This is a genomic window from Clostridium sp. TF06-15AC, assembly GCF_003481165.1.
Taxonomy (GTDB): domain Bacteria; phylum Bacillota; class Clostridia; order Lachnospirales; family Lachnospiraceae; genus Otoolea; species Otoolea fessa.
Genome location: NZ_QUKS01000004.1, coordinates 46,142 through 61,380 on the forward strand (window position 1 = coordinate 46,142; position 15,239 = coordinate 61,380).

The 15,239-nt window shown below is 50.2% G+C and carries 17 protein-coding genes; 1 reads left to right on the plus strand and 16 read right to left on the minus strand.

The features are described 5' to 3' along the window. Positions 1–139 precede the first annotated feature (139 nt). The 14 genes from DXC57_RS09220 to DXC57_RS09280 all read right to left on the minus strand — a co-directional run bounded on the left by DXC57_RS09220 (position 140) and on the right by DXC57_RS09280 (position 12,094). Positions 140–1,159 (minus strand): glycosyltransferase family 2 protein, encoded by a 1,020-nt coding sequence (locus tag DXC57_RS09220; RefSeq protein WP_118652247.1) that lies wholly within the window; start codon positions 1,157–1,159, stop codon positions 140–142. 14 nt (positions 1,160–1,173) lie between these two features. Continuing rightward, positions 1,174–1,767, minus strand: coding sequence for a hypothetical protein (locus DXC57_RS09225; protein WP_022359370.1), 594 nt, complete (start codon positions 1,765–1,767; stop codon positions 1,174–1,176). A 171-nt stretch (positions 1,768–1,938) separates the two neighbouring features. Then, positions 1,939–3,219, minus strand: coding sequence for a D-alanyl-D-alanine carboxypeptidase family protein (locus DXC57_RS09230; RefSeq protein ID WP_118652250.1), 1,281 nt, complete (start codon positions 3,217–3,219; stop codon positions 1,939–1,941). 69 nt (positions 3,220–3,288) lie between these two features. Further along, positions 3,289–5,361 carry an aminopeptidase gene (locus DXC57_RS09235; protein WP_118652253.1) on the minus strand — a complete coding sequence of 691 codons (2,073 nt, stop codon included), beginning with the start codon at positions 5,359–5,361 and terminating at the stop codon, positions 3,289–3,291. Positions 5,362–5,488: 127 nt separating this feature from the next. Beyond that, positions 5,489–5,815, minus strand: coding sequence for a hypothetical protein (locus DXC57_RS09240; protein WP_107000483.1), 327 nt, complete (start codon positions 5,813–5,815; stop codon positions 5,489–5,491). Beyond that, entirely contained in the window at positions 5,796–6,263 is a 468-nt protein-coding gene (locus DXC57_RS09245) for a VanZ family protein (protein WP_107000974.1), read from the minus strand. The genes DXC57_RS09240 and DXC57_RS09245 overlap by 20 nt, the downstream gene beginning before the upstream one ends. Positions 6,264–6,369: 106 nt before the next feature. Next, positions 6,370–6,519, minus strand: coding sequence for a hypothetical protein (locus DXC57_RS15515; protein ID WP_022359365.1), 150 nt, complete (start codon positions 6,517–6,519; stop codon positions 6,370–6,372). Positions 6,520–6,593: 74 nt separating this feature from the next. Continuing rightward, entirely contained in the window at positions 6,594–7,268 is a 675-nt protein-coding gene (gene pyrE, locus DXC57_RS09250) for an orotate phosphoribosyltransferase (protein WP_107000484.1), read from the minus strand. 14 nt (positions 7,269–7,282) lie between these two features. Then, a complete protein-coding gene (locus DXC57_RS09255; RefSeq protein WP_022359363.1) occupies positions 7,283–8,188 on the minus strand; it encodes a dihydroorotate dehydrogenase in 906 nt (301 codons plus the stop codon). Beyond that, complete coding sequence (locus tag DXC57_RS09260; protein WP_118652256.1) at positions 8,185–8,949, minus strand: dihydroorotate dehydrogenase electron transfer subunit; 765 nt, start codon at positions 8,947–8,949, stop codon at positions 8,185–8,187. Before DXC57_RS09260 ends, DXC57_RS09255 begins: the two co-directional genes overlap by 4 nt. Positions 8,950–8,959: 10 nt before the next feature. Next, positions 8,960–9,877 (minus strand): orotidine-5'-phosphate decarboxylase, encoded by a 918-nt coding sequence (pyrF, locus tag DXC57_RS09265; RefSeq protein ID WP_022359361.1) that lies wholly within the window; start codon positions 9,875–9,877, stop codon positions 8,960–8,962. Positions 9,878–10,153: 276 nt separating this feature from the next. After that, positions 10,154–10,918: a nitroreductase family protein gene (locus DXC57_RS09270; protein WP_022359360.1), complete on the minus strand. Its 765-nt coding sequence runs from the start codon at positions 10,916–10,918 to the stop codon at positions 10,154–10,156. A 121-nt stretch (positions 10,919–11,039) separates the two neighbouring features. Then, entirely contained in the window at positions 11,040–11,732 is a 693-nt protein-coding gene (locus DXC57_RS09275) for an LrgB family protein (RefSeq protein ID WP_118652259.1), read from the minus strand. Next, the gene (locus tag DXC57_RS09280; protein ID WP_022359358.1) at positions 11,729–12,094 is read right to left on the minus strand and encodes a CidA/LrgA family protein; all 366 of its coding nucleotides are present in this window, start codon (positions 12,092–12,094) and stop codon (positions 11,729–11,731) included. The genes DXC57_RS09275 and DXC57_RS09280 overlap by 4 nt, the downstream gene beginning before the upstream one ends. A 279-nt stretch (positions 12,095–12,373) precedes the next feature. Between DXC57_RS09280 and DXC57_RS09285 the strand changes: the two genes are divergently transcribed. Next, on the plus strand, positions 12,374–13,255 hold the full coding sequence (locus tag DXC57_RS09285; RefSeq protein ID WP_182457268.1) for a GNAT family N-acetyltransferase: 882 nt from the start codon (positions 12,374–12,376) through the stop codon (positions 13,253–13,255). Positions 13,256–13,384: 129 nt separating this feature from the next. Here DXC57_RS09285 and DXC57_RS09290 read toward each other — a convergent pair whose 3' ends face one another. Together DXC57_RS09290 and DXC57_RS09295 are read right to left on the minus strand one after the other, a co-directional pair. After that, on the minus strand, positions 13,385–14,098 hold the full coding sequence (locus DXC57_RS09290; protein WP_118652265.1) for a GTP pyrophosphokinase family protein: 714 nt from the start codon (positions 14,096–14,098) through the stop codon (positions 13,385–13,387). 37 nt (positions 14,099–14,135) lie between these two features. Next, on the minus strand, positions 14,136–14,963 hold the full coding sequence (locus tag DXC57_RS09295) for an Mrp/NBP35 family ATP-binding protein (protein ID WP_022359355.1): 828 nt from the start codon (positions 14,961–14,963) through the stop codon (positions 14,136–14,138). Positions 14,964–15,239 lie beyond the last annotated feature (276 nt).

A 15,239-nucleotide genomic window follows, 5' to 3' on the forward strand; every position in this document is an offset into this window, starting at 1 on the left:
CAATTATTGACCTAGCACAAAAAATCCGACCATCTGGAAACACTCGACTTTCCAGACGATCGGATCTTTTAATTTCACTTTTATGATAGATTTGATTTCGTTTTCTAATCCATATTATTTCAATTTTTATAATGGATTTCTAGTTAAACCCATAAAACTTCTGCGAAATCTTATAGCAGGCGATCGACACCTTCCGTCCGCCTTTTCCCGGCAGGTTTACGCCCTGTCCGAGGAAGCCCCAGCGCAGGCGCATATACAGCGTGAAATTCTGCTGTTTCAGATACTGCCACAGTTCTTTTTTCTTCTTCAGATTCTCCTCTGTCTCCGAGCGGATCGCCAGAATTGAAGTAACTGTCATCATGATCTCCAGATAGCGGACCATGTAGTGGCGCAGCTTTGGATTCTTGATCTTGGTCACATCGTAATATCCCAGCATCAGCTTCGTAACGAGTATCTGCTGATCAATACGGCTGATCATGACTTTTTCATTGACCGACTGATCGTCGCGTCCAATAAAATAGCGGTAGAAATTCACATCCAGGTAGTACATGGATTTTACGTGTGGAAGCGGCTGATACACAAAAATATTATCCACGTAGAACGTATGCTTTGGCAGTTCCAAGCCGCAGTTCCGAAGCATTTCCACACGGTAAATGACTGAGTGCATCAGGATATACTGTCCCAGGCGGAAGCCTCTTGCACCGTTCCAGTCGATGAGCTGGCGTTTTGGGAGCGCCATGTTGTAGTTCATGACCTTTTTGTGTTTTGCGCCCTGTTTCTCATAAACGAAGTTGGTAATCAGCATATCCAGCGTCACATTGTCATGGACAAATTTGCGCAGCGTATCCAGAACCTCCATATATGCCTCTTCGTTGACCCAGTCATCGCTGTCCACGACCTTATAATAGATGCCCGTCGCATTGCGCAGTCCCGCATTGACGGCCTCGCCGTGACCACCGTTTTCCTGATGAATCGCCCGGCAAATCCCCGGATAGTTTCTCTCATACTCATCCGCAATCTCCGCCGTATTATCTTTTGTGGAACCGTCATCCACGATCAGGATCTCCACCTCATCGCCGCCCGGCAGCAGGGATTCGATGCAGTTACGCATATATGCCGCCGAATTGTAGCACGGAATCGCTACCGACAACAGTTTCATTGGTTTATTTTCTCTCAAAACTCCAGTTCCTCCATCTCTTTGTTGACCCGATCCTCACAGGAGCGCATGGCGAGAATCGTCTGTTCCATCAGTTTGTCTAATTCCCAGCCAAGCTGATCAGCCCCGCGGCGGATCACGTCTCTGGAACATCCAGCCGCAAATTTCTTGTCCTTAAATTTCTTCTTAAGACTTGAAAGCTCCATGTCCTTGGTGCTCTTGGACGGGCGCATCTTCGCCGCCGCCCAGATAAGCCCTGTCAGCTCATCGGCTGCAAACAACACCTTTTCCATCTCATGTTCCGGAGCCACATCCACCCGTATGCCGTAGCCGTGGCTGACAACCGCATGGACTAAATCTTCCTCTGCGCCTCCGTCGCGCAGAAGCTCCGGTGCCCGCTCGCAGTGTTCTTCCGGATAAAGTTCAAAATCAATGTCATGCAGCAGTCCTGCCATGCCCCAGAATGCTTTTTCGTCCCCGTATCCCAGCTGCTCGGCATACCACTCCATGACGCCCTCCACGGTCAGTCCATGTAAAATATGAAATGGTTCTTTATTATACTTGCGAAGGAGCGCAAGCCCCTGTTCCCTGCTCAGTGATGTCTGTTTCATCCTCCGTGCCTCTCTTTCTCTTTCCACGTTTCCGTGTCCGGATCCTTGATTCCCAGTAATTCACACTATCTATAGTTATAACAAAATTAACCAGCAAAATAAAGCAGATTTTTGTAAAAGTATTGTGAACAAGTCGTTGCTGTTCACGCATACGTGCCCAGTAATAACAACTCAAACTCCCCACGTCTGCCACATTGACTGAAATTCTCTTTCAAAATAAGTTACGCATCTTCTTAAACACCACCCATAATCAATCTTCTCCACTGTTTCTGCCGCATAGATCGGATAAGCAGCCACCTGCTCGTCATTAATATAATAGGATGCCTGCCCGACCTCCTGTCCTTCATGAACCGGTGCTTCCAGCTCGGTCGGGTACTCATAACGGATGTCTGGCTTCTCGTCCGCGCGCAGAAGCATCAGAAACGTCTGTTTTTCCGATGGCAGATTCAGTGTGAGCGCCGTCGTTCCTTTCACGCCCCGCCTCACCTCCACCTCCGGAAATGTTTTCTCCCGGTCAAATATATCATACCAGTTATATGTATCAAATGCATACTGATCGAGTTTCCGCATATCCGCCCATTTGTACGTCTTGTGCGGCGGCCACCCGCAGCCGAGAAGCGCCACCGTAAATGCTTTTCCCTCTTTTTTTAACGCCGCCACATAACAGTACCCGGCTTTCCCGGTAAATCCTGTCTTGCCCGACAGCACCTCCGCGCACTGGCTTAAAAGCGCGTTGTGGTTTGCCAGGTAAAATGAACGGTTTCCCGACTCATCCTGAATCGTCCGTGATGCCGTACGGGTAATTTTCAGAAATGTTTCGCGGCACGGCGACTGGAACGCGCAGTAGCGCATGATCCGCGCCATATCCGCCGCCGAAGCGCTGTGTTCGTTTCCATCCGCATCCGCAACGTCCAGACCGTTCGGTGTCACGAAACAAACATTCTTACATCCTATCTCCCGCGCTTTCCGGTTCATTTTCTCCGCAAATTCTTCCACACTTCCCCCAATGTGCTCCGCCACCGCCACGGCGCTGTCGTTGTGGGATTCCAGCATCAGGGAATAGAGTAGATCCGATAGGCGGTACCGCTCCCCCGCCCGCATATTGAGCTGGACATCCGGCATGGAGGCCGCTTTCTCTGATACCTCGACCCAGTCATCGGGATTTCCCTGTTCCAGTGCGAGAATGCAGGTCAGAATCTTCGTCGTGCTTGCCATCGGATAAGCGGTATCCGCATCTTTCCCCGCCAGAATACGCCCACTGTCCGCATCCATGAGAACCCAGGCGCGGGCGTGAAGGGTCTGTTGTAGAGAAGTCTCTTTCTCTCCCAGAATCTCTTTATTTTCTATGTTTTCACGAACAAAAACCGCCCCGCCGACCGGAACCAACTGAATCATCGCCAGTATACTTCCTGCCAGCAGAACGGCTATCCATTTTCTGATTCTATCTCCCATCCGGCTGCTCCGGAATCCCTTTTCAGGAGATTATATGAGAATAAACCTGTTTTCTATGACTTTTTCTTTTTATTTTTCCAGCGGCTCATTCAGCTTCTCCGTCCCCGGCAGCGCAAACCGTCCGCCCGCGATGATCTTTACACTCGTTCCATCTGGATGAATCGCCTCGATCGTATCCAGCTCGGAGTACGGGATTGTAATGTCCGTATGGCAGCCAAAATATGCCTCCTGCGGGTTTTCTTTGCGTTTTGCTGAAATCTCATTCTCACGCGCCACCATCTCGCGTCCATCCGGGTTGAAGACCGGGCAGTCCTCCATCCAGCTGTAGCAGGTATCGCCTACCGCAAAGTGCGGTCCCATCTTCTCGGCAATCAGAATCGGGAATTTGTCGAGAATGCCGTAGCGCAGCGCTACCTCATACGCAGTTGTGTTGGTGCCAATCGCAAACTCGCCCATCGGCAGCGTCTCATGGTTTTTGAGGATCATCTGTTTCACTAACGCCTTATTTTCCTCTTCCGTCTCAAAGTTTTTGCAGGTATAGGAGACAGCGATACCATTTTCAAACCGGATTTCCAGATCTTTGAACTGAAATTCCCCGATATAGACGCTGCCGACATGCAGAAGCCCGTTTGTCCCAGCAAGCTGCGGGGAGGTAAAGACTTCTCCAACCGGAATATTTACATCCGCCACGCAGTTTTCGAAATTCGACTGTTTCGTCGGCTCAGCAAGCGTGTGAAGCTGTACGGTCAGATCGGTGCGGTTGCCGCCGCGTCCGCTGATGTGGACTTGCGATGCCTGATCCAGTTCGTTGATCATGATCTGCTGGATGTCGCGGTACAGCTCATAGTCCAGCGTATTGATGCGGATCGTCTCCTTGAAAATCGCCTCAAACTCCGCTCCGATCTCCGGAAGCGGGAATGCAATGATTGTGAAGCTCGTCTCCGTTCCCGGAATATACGCGTCCACAATCTGCATCGCCTCATTGCTGTAGGATAACAGCAGTTTCTCCTGTTTTTCACTTAAAGAAAAGGCTGCTGCTGCATTGACCGGCTCAAATCCGGCCTCGCCGAAGGTTTCCACAACTGCCGGACCGGCATATACCGACGCCAGATCCTTGTACGTCTCATATGCCACCTTCAAAATAGACAGTTTCCGCTCACGAAAGGCCTTGTCCAGGTAAACCGCATTGTCGTAGCGGTGATCATACTCGTACTGGCGGTTCGCCGGTGTGCCATAGTAACCGTTCGTGCGCGCCGCCATCCGGTTCACCGTGCCGATGGAGGCGCGGGCAATGATCGGCTCCAGACCGAGTTCGCGGAAATTTTCCACTGCCATCCGGATCATGCGCTCAAATCCGATGTGGTAACGGATCTGCACCGTTTTCTTGCCCTCATAGCTGCGTCCGGTCGCTGCAAATCCCTTGCGGTAGCCTTCTGTGTAGGTATCTGCCATCCGGCGTACCGTCTCCTCCGGCAGCTCATTCATAAAACGTGCCGTCGCAAGCTCTGTCTCCGAGATATATTCGCCAAACCGGTACAGATAACGCAGATCGTTTAAATCACTGTCCATAATGATCGATTTTCCAAAATCCAGCGACGGATCCAGCGTCTCACGCACCCGCCACGGAAGCATCCTGTCACAATAATCACTGACAAAATAGTAGAGCGGCTCGCGAAGCTCCGCCACCTCCGGAGTACCGCCCTCAAACAGGTTGTAAACCTCAATAAACAGTTCCTCCAACACCGTCACATCCACCAGACGGCTCTCATAGGCGTAAACGATCGCGCTGCGGATCTCCGTATAGAGAAATGACAGCCACGGACCATAGTTCTCTCCCAGCTCTTTTGCCGCATAGTCCGGGTTCGCAAAGCTCTTCCCATACGCCCCTGGAAGTATATCCGCATAAAGCATCCGGTTAAATTCTGTTGCTTCTTTCTGGCTCATCGCCGCCAGCGTCCCATCCATCTGTTTCTGGAAGGTTTCTTCTATCAGCTCGATAAACTGGACGGTGCGCTCAAAAAATGCCCGGTATGGCTCACCAACCGTCGCTTCTTCTTTCATATGGCCGATGCGCTCCATCGCGAGCTCATGGCGCTCCGCAACCGCCTCATTTTCTTCTTTCAAAAGTTCCCAATATTTCATGTTCAGATATTTCCCTCCTTCTGCCATCGCCAAATTTCACTTTCAAACCACGCCCGCCGCAAAGGCTCTTACCGGCGTTCCATTGGTCCGGCATTCCAGGCAAGCCACGCATAAAAACCATTCATTCTTAGCCCCGGATGCCAATCAAAATCGTCACAATCCACCAGATGACCAGAAGCCCCGACAAAATCGTACCAATTTTCGCGAATATATAATTTTTTTCTTCTTCTTTAAAAGATTTCCATCCGTACATCAGCGACGCCACGGAAAATAATATGCTCGAAAAGCACATCGACAGCGCGCCGACCGGCGTATTGCCCTGGCTGCGGACACTGAATGCCATCCCTGCCACGCACAGCAGCAGACCGACTCCCGCCAGTCCCAGGCAGAGATAGCCGTGTTCTGCCATCGGCTTGCGGATATAAGAAATCCGGTTATCTGTTTGACGTCCCATGCAGACACCTCCCAATTGCACGTGTAATCCACTGGCAGAGGTAGCCAGCAATTCCACCTAGCGTATTTAAAAACATATCATCCACATCAAAACTTCCCACCTTGAATACGAGCTGAATCGTCTCGATGCTCAAAGTCAGAAGGAAGCTCAGAATCAACATCAGGTACCATTTTCCAAATCTCGGACTGATGATCGGCAGGAAAAATCCAAACGGCATGAAGCACACCACGTTGCCAGCCGTATTTAACAGGAACGCTTCCGTCCCCACTATATCACGATAAATATAAAACCGTTTGATTTCCTTAAATAAAACGAGATTATAGGCATACTCCACATGCGGCGCGCGCCCGAATCCGTCCGAAAAAAACATAAAATATATAAGAAGCACCAGGTATGCGACAAAGAATATCCAGCACACCTTCTGATGCGTTTTTGTCCGTTTCCACATAATTCCCCACATAAACTGCCAGAAAAGAGAAAAACCGTACACCGTCCCCGGTCATACGGTTTTTCTCTTTCGACTGGGCATATCTGCCCTGTTTCAAATCCAATTTTTAGAATGTAATATCTGATTTGCGTTTCAGTAAAAACGCACCGCTGACGATCGCCATCACACCGGCTGCCAGCCCTACCGTGATGATCACGCTTCCAATCACGATATTAATCACACCGGTTCCCTGCATCGTTTTGTAGATCTTTTCCATATCGATCCGCTCCTTCTTACACTCCGTCGCATGGCATTTCCCATTTCAAGCATGCCGCTCCGTGAACCAAATCTCTATTTTGCACCGTACTGCTCATAGTATGCGTCGATCGCTGCTTTCAGTGTATCATCGATCACGACCTTGCCCTGGCACTCCTTGTTGTACAGGCACTCTACGACATCTGACATCGATACGATCGCTGCGGTCGGGAAGCCGTACAGTTCCTTGATCTCATCCAGCGCACACTTTTCTCCCTTGCCGCGCTCCATACGGTTTAAAGATACCATCAGACCTTTGATCTCCACATCTGCCTGGGATTTGAGAATCGGGAAGGTCTCCTCGATGGATTTACCGGAAGTGGTTACATCCTCGATGATAACGACGCGGTCGCCGTCCTTTAACTTACTTCCCAGAAGGATGCCGGTATCGCCGTGATCCTTGACCTCTTTCCGGTTGGAGCAGTAACGTACTTCTTTGCCGTACAGCTCACTGATCGCCATCGAGGTGGCAACTGCCAGCGGGATTCCCTTGTAAGCCGGTCCAAACAGGACATCGAAATCCAGACCATAGTTGTCATGAATCGCCTTTGCGTAATACTCGCCCAGACGGCGCAGCTGCGTACCGGTTACATATGCACCCGCGTTCATGAAGAACGGAGATTTACGTCCGCTCTTTAAGGTAAATTCGCCAAACTTGAGCACTTCGCTCTCTACCATGAAATTGATAAATTCCTGCTTATACTGTTCCATCATACTCTCCTATCTTACCGAACCGCACCAATCAGTTCATGTATATCTTCAATGCCATATTTTTCCATGTAGGCGTCGATGCCCTTCACGATCTCCTCCGTCGCATACGGATTATGGAAATTCGCCGTACCGACTGCCACCGCGCTTGCGCCTGCCAGAATAAATTCGATCGCATCGTCCGCATTCATGATACCGCCCATGCCGATGATCGGAAGCTTGACCGCCTGCGCCACCTGGTAAACCATGCGGACTGCCACTGGTTTCACTGCCGGGCCGGACAGACCGCCGGTACGGTTGGCTACCGCAAAGGTTCTCCGGTTGATATCGATCTTCATGCCAGTCAGTGTGTTGATCAGGGACAGCACATCCGCACCGCCTGCCTCGGCTGCCTTCGCCATCTCCGTGATGTCGGTAACATTCGGGCTGAGCTTCATGATAATCGGCTGTTTCGCATGGCGTTTTACTTCGCGGGTGATCGCCTCCACTGCCTTCGGATCCTGTCCAAATGCGATGCCGCCCTCCTTGACGTTCGGGCAGGAAATGTTGATCTCCAGCATATCGACCGGCTGGCTCGCCAGTTTTTCCACTACATCGACGTAATCTTCCGTCGTTTTTCCACATACATTGACGATAATCTTCGTATCATACTGACGTAAAAACGGGATATCCCTCGATGCAAATAAATCATACCCCGGATTCTGCAAGCCGATCGCGTTGATCATGCCGCCGTACACCTCCGCAATACGCGGGGTCGGATTGCCTGGCCACGGCACATTTGCCACACCCTTGGTCACAACCGCGCCGAGCTTGTTCAGATCGACCATCTCGCCGTACTCTGCCCCTGAACCAAAGGTTCCGGATGCCGTCATGACCGGGTTTTTAAGCTCTACACCCGCAAGATTGACTGCCATCTGTCTCATAATTCTACCTCCTCGGCTAAAAATACGGGACCATCCTTGCAGATCCGCTTGTTGTGTACATTGCTGTGGTGGTCTACATCCTTCGACTGGCAGACACATGCCAGACAGGCGCCGATTCCACATGCCATCTTCTCCTCCAGGGAAATATAACACTTGATTCCCTTTTCTGCCGCATACTCCTTGATGGCGCGCAGCATCGGGGTCGGTCCGCAGGCGTAGATCACATCCGCCGTCAGGTTCTGCTCCCGGATCGCGTCCAGGACATTGCCCTTCGTGCCGACGCTTCCGTCCTCGGTCGCCACAAAGACTTCTCCATATGCCTCAAATTCATCCCGGAGGAAGAGATTTTTATCCCGGTATCCTAAAATGATCTGTTTTTCGCAGTTTAACTGTTTCGCCATCTCAAGCATCGGCGGAACACCGATGCCGCCGCCGATCAGAAATACATTTTCGCCCTCCTGCGGGAAACCATTTCCCAGAGGTCCCATGATGTCGATCGGGTCTCCGGAAACATATTTGGAAAATTCATCTGTTCCTTTACCGGCAATCCGGTATACGATCCGCAGGCGTCCTTCATCCGGATCTGCCTCGCAGATACTGATCGGACGCGGAAGAAGTCTGGAACCGTCCTGGCTGTAGACCGAGATAAACTGTCCCGGTCTTGCCTCGTCCGCTATGTCCGTCACGATCCACATACTGAAAATGCCAGGTGCCAGTTCTTCCTGACTATATACAACTGCTGTCTCTTTCTTCTGTGCCATGAGCTCCTCCTTACAGTACACGTCCGATGTCCGCAATCATATCGATGACAGCCTGTCTCGATGCGTCCGCAAAATGCTCCGGACCGAATTTGGCGTATGCGTCTTTCTTGTATGCTGCGATGATACCGCGGGAAGAATTGACGATCGCGCCCAGTCCATCCTCGTTGAAGCAGTATTTTAAGTCTTCGGCCGTACCGCCCTGTGCGCCATAACCCGGAACCAGAAAGTAAGTCTTCGGCATCAGCTTACGCAGAATCTTGCTCATCTCCGGGTAAGTTGCGCCCACAACTGCGCCTACATTACTGTAGTCGCCATCCATGGAAGCCTCCCCCCACTCAACAACCTTCTCCGCTACCAGCTCATAAAGCGGGCGACCGTCCACCAGACGATCCTGGAACTCGCCGCTGGATGGGTTAGAAGTCTTTACCAGTACAAAGATACCGCGGTCGGATGCGTTGCACTCGTCCACAAATGGTTTCACGCCGTCGGTTCCCAGATACGGATTGACCGTCACATACTCGGTATTGAACGCAGAACAGGTCGTATTTCCAACCTTCACGCTGCCGAGATGACCGGTTGCGTAGGCAGCCGATGTGGAACCGATGTCGCCGCGCTTGATGTCTCCGATGACAATTAAGCCCTTCTGCTGGCAGTATTTGACAGTCCGGTCATACGCTTTCAGACCTTCGATGCCAAACTGCTCATACATCGCAATCTGCGGTTTGACCGCCGGAATCAGATCAGCCGTCGCATCCACGATCGCACAGTTAAACTGCCAGATCGCCTCTGCCGCTCCTTCCAGGGTCTCTCCGAACTCCGCAAATGCTTTTTCCTTCACGTGCTCCGGAATATATCCAAGCATCGGATCCAGTCCTACACAGATCGGTGCCTTTGTCTTCTGAATCTTCTCAATCAATTTACTAACCATCACGTTCTCCTCCAGAGTATCTCTCATAAATAATCAACTTATTTTATCATAAGTGGAGGGCGCTTTCAAGGGCACGGAGCAAGGAAAAAAGGGTTTTTGCTTATGCCCTTTTGATTGCCCCGAAAGAAGCGCGCCAGCTGTCACGGCATCGGACGGCTGGCGCGCTTCTTTCTTGAGTGTATCGTTTCTTTGAATAATTGGTTTTAAAATTGCAAAATTAGTTTTTCTTGCTTAAATATAAACTATTTCAACATTTAATACAATGAATCAATGCATCTAATGCAGCGTCAACGTCGCCACATAATCTCCATTTTTGTAACTTTTAGCCGCAAAATGTTCCTCCGTCTCCGTCTGAAGTTCCATCCAGAGTTCTTCGGCGGCGAGCATAATGTGGGAGAGCATGATGCCGATGCTGAATTCGCGCATCGCATGGAAGCTCTTGCCCGGAAAGCGGGTTTTTAGGGCGAACACATAGATTCGGTCGGAATAGACGATGAAGCGCCACGGCTGGGTGTTCATCGCGGACGGTGCGAGACGCGCCGCACGGAGAATCGTCTTCATCTGCTCTCCGGCTTCTTCCTTGAAAATACAGAGTTCATTGAGCGGGAGGCGCTTTGCCAGCGGGCTTTCACGGTAGAGCTTGCCCTCCGGGTAGCCGAATGCGACCATCATCAGGCAGCGTTTGCCGCCGCGCACCTTCTGCGCCGGCTGCACGCTGCCCAAATAGCAGGTTCCAATCCCTTTTGCCGTCATATAGAGCACCATCTGCTCCATCAGATAACCGGCATTGCGCTCGCAGCCTTCCTCCTGGTCCGAATAGATCGCCAGATAGTAGGGAGCATCCACCTTCCAGAGTCCATGGACATCGGCTTTTTTCTTTGTATTGTCGAATATCACTGCCTCAACCCGGATCCGGTCATTTAACCGGGAGGTCTTATCAAAATAGGACAGGATCTGCCCACGCAGCTTCTCCGTGACCTCCCGATCGGTGTATTTTCGAACTGAATGGCGACATCCTATCGCCTCATACAAATTCATCATACCTGCTCCCCTCCTATCTTTTTGCTGCCGTTATCATACGCATGACCCGCAATATTTTTTTCTCTGCCTCTCTATGTGCATTCCAATTTCTATACAAATTCTGACCGTTTCAGCACCACCTTTAAATCAGTCCCGACATCAGTGGTACTACCACTACGGTCAAAAGACCGGCGACCGCAATTGACAAGCTGCTCATCGCACCCTCGATCTCGCCTAATTCCAGCGCCTTTGCCGTTCCAATCGCATGGGCTGCCGTTCCAAGTGCCAGCCCCTTCGCGATCGGCTCTTCAATTTTAAATATTTGAAACAGCCAGTCGGCTATAATATTTCCCAAAATTCCTGTAATTATAATGCTGATAACCGTCAGCGTCACGATACCGCCCGCTTCCTCGCTGACGCCCATGCCAATCGCCGTCGTAATGGACTTTGGAAGCAATGTCACATAGTGCGTATGCTCCAGTTGAAAGAAACGGCACATCACATAGATACTGCCGACACTTCCCGCTACCCCTGCCACGATTGCAGAAACAACCGCAATCAGGTGCTGGCGCAAAAGCTCCAGCTGCTTATACAGCGGAATCGCCAGACAGACCGTCGCCGGTGTCAGAAAATAGCTCAGATACACCGCACCGCGGTTGTACTCCTTATATTCTATATGAAAAACAGATAAAAATGCAATCACAACTATAATTGCAACCAGCAGCGGATTTAAAATCGCCCAGCCGGTCTTCTTTTTCAGCCAGACGCCCAGCATATACGCGCCGACGCTGACCAGCATTCCAAAATAAAGAGAAGAATGAATCAGTCCATTCATGCTTTTGCACCCCCTTTATTCTTTCTGCGGATAATGCTCTGCGCCACGCACCCGGTCGCAACCATAACAAATACCGTCGAAATCACGGTAATCACTGTCAGCGGCACCAGGATGGACTCCGCCTCCTGCACGCTGTCAAGCAGGCCCACACCTGCCGGTATAAACATAATCGGCATCGTATCCAGGAAGAAATCCCCCACTTCCGCCACATCTTCTGTATGTAATGCTCCTGTGCAAAGCATAAGTAGAAGAATGAACAATCCGTATACGCCAGACGGAACCGGAAACGGAAGCAGATAGTTCAAAAATTCTCCCAGCATTGTGATACCAAAAATAATTGTCACTTCTTTCAAGTACTTCATGATGTCTTCGCCTTTCGTATTAATGCCTCTATTCTATCACTCTCAAATTTATAGGACAATATGAAAATTAGCATAAATTCTGTCAATTTCCTTGAATTTTTTGCGTCTTTTTTATACGATACAGGTAAGCTTTTCCGATTTGAAAAATCCAGACATTTTCGATCCAAAAAACGTGAAGTTTTTATCCGCAAATACGTTTATCTTTATGAAAGACTTATCTTCTCAGCTGCTTTTGTAGCTGGTACACTTTGTATTGCAAGAAAGAAAGGATTAGAAGTTATGAATTTAATTCAGACAAACTCACTCTCTGCCAGACAGGCAGAACAGATCCTGGCACTGTTGAATGAATGCCAGAAGACGCAGCCGATCCACATTTCTTTTCCATTTGAAGACGGAAATTGTTTCCTGCTTCTTCTGGATGAATCAGAGACACTTGCAGCCATCATGGGAATGATCCTTCCACCGGATGGCTCTTCGGACGAGGAACCCGTCGAATGCATCGCCTTCACCCGCCCTTCCCTGCGCCGACGCGGATATTTTGCCGCACTCTTAGAAAAAGCCTGCGACATCTCCGGTGAGCACGATATTCTATTTCCGGTTGACCCAGAATCCGCTGATACGGCTGCCACGATGAAAGCCATTCACGCTGACCGCGTCGATCAGGAATATCAGATGAAATGGGACTTTGACCCGACGGCCGAACGCTTTGACTCTCCCATGGTTGAAAAACGCCCGCTTACCTTTACCTGCACTTCTGCACCAGAAGGTGACGTCAACGAAAGTGTTGATCCCGACAGTTGCTGGGACTGCTTCCACAGCGCCGATGATCCAGATCCGACCGTTACAATTCTGACCTATGAATTTTTAGAGACTCCGCCGGATCCGATGTGCTCTCCGGCTGCCGTGTGCATGGCGCGTATGCAGCCCGTCCCGGACGTTCCCGGCACATTTCATGCCTGTTTCTACGGCTTCCGGGTCCATGACCTCTGCCGCGGACTGGGAATCGGTGAAGCTGCTTTCTGTCTGGTCTTAAACGACCTGATCACGCGCGGCTGCACCCGGATTGTTCTTCACGTCAGCAGTGACAATTATCCGGCACTCTCGATCTATAAAAAAGCAGGGTTCCGAATTACCGAAACCCTGTCCTATTTTATGTATTAAAGGTAACGTTTCAGTAGATCTGCGCATTTACTGCGCTGACCGTACGAAAACATGAGCCAGCAGGCAAAAATCCCGTTGCCGCAGGCAATTTTTAATGGATGATACATGGTCTATTCGTTTACATCACGGCTATTCTTCCTGCGTCGGATGTTTTTCCTCAATCTTCTGACGGATGCTTAACATCTTGCAATCCGTCTCCGCGATGACATCCGCACACTTTTTCAGCTCCGCACCGATCTCCGCGGCCTCCTGGGCATCCAGCTGCTTTTTATACTTGAGCTGGTGATCCAGACTCGCCCAAAAATCCATGGCAATCGTGCGGATCTGAACTTCCACACGGATATTTTTCTTACTGTTTGAAAAGAATACCGGTACTTCCACGATCATGTGGTAGCTGCGGTAGCCGTTTTCCTTCGGCGCCTTGATATAATCCTTGATCGCAATGATGGTCACATCATCCTGGCGTTCCAGCATCCGGCTGATCTCATAAATATCGTCCACAAACGAACATATCACACGGACACCCGCTATATCATCCAGGTTAGACTCCATCGATTCGATCGAAAGCGGAAGTCCGCGCCGCTGCAATTTTTCTACAATACTCTTCGGCTTCTTCACTCTCGCCTTGATCATCTCGATCGGGTTTCTTGCATTCCGCATGGAAAGCTCATCGTTGAGCACTTCCAGCTTCGTCTTAAACTCTCGAATCGCGCAGCTGTACTGCATCATCGCTTCCTGAAACTGCCTTGCCGTCTCCCGGAATGTCTCAGGAATCTCAAACACCTGAGGCGTATTGACCGCGAAATGGCTCAGCTCGCTGTTGGGATTCTGAGCAATATTCATTTGTATTCTTCCACCTCTTCTATATATCTATATTCTTTTATGCCTTCTCAACTGCGTCAGCCGCCGCATCCAGCCATGGGGATTCCACATACTCAACCAGCCCCTCGTCCACCTTGGACGCAATCGACGGATCGATCGGAATCTTCGCAAGCACCGGAATCTCATACTCGTCTGCCGTCTCCTCGATATGGCTTTCACCGAACACAGAAATCTTCTTTCCGCAGTCCGGACATTCCAGATAACTCATGTTTTCAACCAGTCCCAGAATCGGAATATCCATCTTCTTTGCCATGTTGACCGCTTTTGCCACGATCATCGAAACCAGCTCCTGCGGGGAAGTCACAATGATAATACCTGCCAGCGGCAGGGACTGAAATACAGTCAGCGGCACATCGCCAGTTCCCGGAGGCATATCGACAAACATATAATCAATGTCCTTCCAGAGTGCCTCGCTCCAGAACTGCTTAATCACGCCGCCCACAACCGGTCCACGCCAAATTACCGGATCCGTCTCATGCTCCAGAATCAGGTTCGAAGAAAGAATCTCTATCCCCGTCGAGGTCGTGCGCGGCAGCATCAGCTGATCCGCTGTCACACCTACCATGCCGTGAATGCCAAATGCCTTCGGGATCGACGGTCCGGTAATATCTGCATCGAGAATGCCAACGCGGTTGTTTCTCGCACGCATCTTACATGCCATCAGGGATGTCACCAGGGATTTTCCGACGCCGCCCTTGCCGCTGACTACACCAATTACTTTTTTAACTGAACTCTGCGGATTTAACGGCACCCGGAAACTCTCCATCGTCCGGCTGGCACACGTTTCGCCGCAGCTTGAACAATTATGACTGCAATTCTCACTCATACATACTTCTCCTTTTTATCAGGTTGGATTCTGACAGTTCACTGGCTTTCGTTTTTGCATCCTCTTCAGACGTTTTCCAAGACCAAAAACCTGTAACGCCCAAATCTTCCTCTGTCGTAATCTCCATACATCTTACCATATTTTCTGCAAAAATGATAGGGTCAAACACAACTGGCAGCGTTACAAAAGAATGTGCCGTTACTGGGCACGTATGCGTGAACAGTAACGTTTTCTATGAGACAAAAACAGACAGCCCGTTTGCTGCACTGCATTCAG